The following is a 2022-nucleotide window of genomic DNA, read 5'->3' on the forward strand; positions in this document are numbered from 1 at the left end:
CCCCGTGGGCTCGGAGATGTGTATAAGGGACAGCCCGTACACAATGGTGAAGACCGTGCCGAGCGAGCCGATGATGAAGACGCCGGTCAGGCCCGCGATGATCAGGCCCTTGCCCTGCTCCGCGCTGAACGTGTCGCGCAGCGCCGTCGCGCCGATGCGCTGTTTGGCCGCGCCCCAGATCGCAATGCCGAGACAGAGGAGGATGGCGATCGCCATCACGACCTCGATCATCACCCGTGCCTCGTTGCCCAGGCTCCCGAAGGGCCCCCAGTCGGGGGCGATCCCGCCGATGATGGTGGTGATGTCGCCCTTTTCGGCTGCCATAAGCATGTGTAACTCACCGCCCCTAGTGGGTTGTTCTGTCACCTCTGCCTACCGCAGTACAGAGGACAGCTCATTCTCGCCGACAAACGGGCCAGTGCATGTCGACTTGGCGTCATTCGTTGGCTGAAACGTATGGTCACTCTGTGTATCACGCTGAGTGACGCCGGGCAATGACGGCCCGGCGTGCCCTCTGACCAGGTCTCACATCATGCTTCACGTAAGCCCGTCGAGATCGTCCAGGTCCCCGAGCCCGCCGCCCGTCACGACGTACGAGCAGTCGGTGTAGCGGTAGCCGGGCCTGACCTGGCTGCCCTCGGTGTTGTTGCGGACGCTTCCCGCGCTGCTCGCGCCGCGCTTGTAGAGGAAGTGGTACTCGCCGGCAGGCAGACGCAGGGTCTTCTTCGGGTACCCCTTGCCCGCGAGGCAGGCCTTCTTGCCCTTCGCCTTGGTCGTGTACGTCTTGCAGCCGCCGCAGGCCTTGAGCTTGAGGGTGCCGGTGGTGGGCCCGGTGTAGAGGACCTCGAGCGGGCCGGGGCCGCCGTTCTCGACGACGTACTCCAGCTTCGCGCCGCCCGGCGACTTGCTGGGCGGCAGGCGCAGGCCGGCCTGTGGGCGGTCGGCGGCGATCTCGGCGGCGATGGCGATCTGCCGGGCGCGGTCGCGTTTGCCGTTGCCCCGGTAGGTGTCGGCGAAGTCGTCGAGCGTCTTGGCGGCCGCGTCGAACTTCCCGTCCTCGAACTCGTCGACGCCACACGCGTACGCCCCGGACTCCACCGCGCTCGCGGCGTCACCGGAGAGCCCGTCGCCCGCGTCGTCCGGGAGGGCCTTGGCGGTGGAGCCGATGTTGCGGAGCTCGTCGGTGGCCTTGCAGGGGTCGCTGCCCTTCAGATCCGACGAGCGCTCGTCGATGGCGTCGCGGAAGGCGGGCTCGACCTTCCCGGCCTGGTCGGAGTCGGGGAACGTACGCAGAAGCTCTCCGAACTGCCCGCTGCCGCCCGCGGCTGTCCCGAGACCTTGGGCGCCGCACTCGTAGAGGGAGGTGGCGAGCCGGTCGTCGGGCCAGGCGGCGAGGGAGCCGAGACGGTCCTTGCCGAGGTCGTCGGGGAGGGTGCGGAGGTATTTGAGGGGCTCGAGGGCGTCGCAGTACTTGCGCTCCTCGTACGGGGCGGCGACGGACTCGTAGTACGTCTTCAGGCTGTCCGGCACGCGGTCGGCGGCCTTCGAGCCGGGGTGGTCGTCGCCGAGGTCGCGGTAGACGGCGAGGGCGGAGCGGTAGTCGTCCTTGGCGGAGTCGAAGGGCTGCCCGTCGGCGGCGCTGACAATCTTGTCGGCCTTCTCCAGACGCTCGAGCAGCATCTCCTCGATGGCGTCGTCGCGCGCACCGTCGTATGCGATAACGCCCCCGGCCGGCACGGCGAGCAGGACGAGCCCGAGCCCGACGGCGACGGGCGCGCGCAGCGGCGAGGTGTGCCGGGGTCGCAGGGCGCGGCGCGCACCGTCGGCGGCGACGAGGGCGAGGAAGGCCAGATAGCCGATGAGTACGCCGCCGGGGACGCCGTCCACGTCGGCGGGCAGCGCGACGAAGAGCAGCCCGGCGGTCGCGGCCCAGCAGAGGGCGGCCGGGAGCCAGCGCTTGAGGAGTACGTAGCCGAGGCCGAGGCCGCTGAGGTTGAGCAGGGCGGTGGAGAGGGCGTGGAG

At 69.6% G+C, this 2022-nt stretch carries 2 protein-coding genes; both read right to left on the reverse strand.

Annotated features, from left to right (window positions below; all coding sequences use genetic code 11):
• The coding region (locus tag E2651_RS42775) for a hypothetical protein (protein WP_135336656.1) at positions 1–330 on the reverse strand (330 nt) is incomplete at its 3' end.
• A 207-nt stretch (positions 331–537) separates the two neighbouring features.
• On the reverse strand, positions 538–2022 hold a 1485-nt coding region (locus E2651_RS42780), incomplete at its 5' end, for a hypothetical protein (RefSeq protein ID WP_245239554.1).

The sequence above is a fragment of the Streptomyces sp. MZ04 genome (genome assembly GCF_004684775.1).
Classification (GTDB): domain Bacteria; phylum Actinomycetota; class Actinomycetes; order Streptomycetales; family Streptomycetaceae; genus Streptomyces.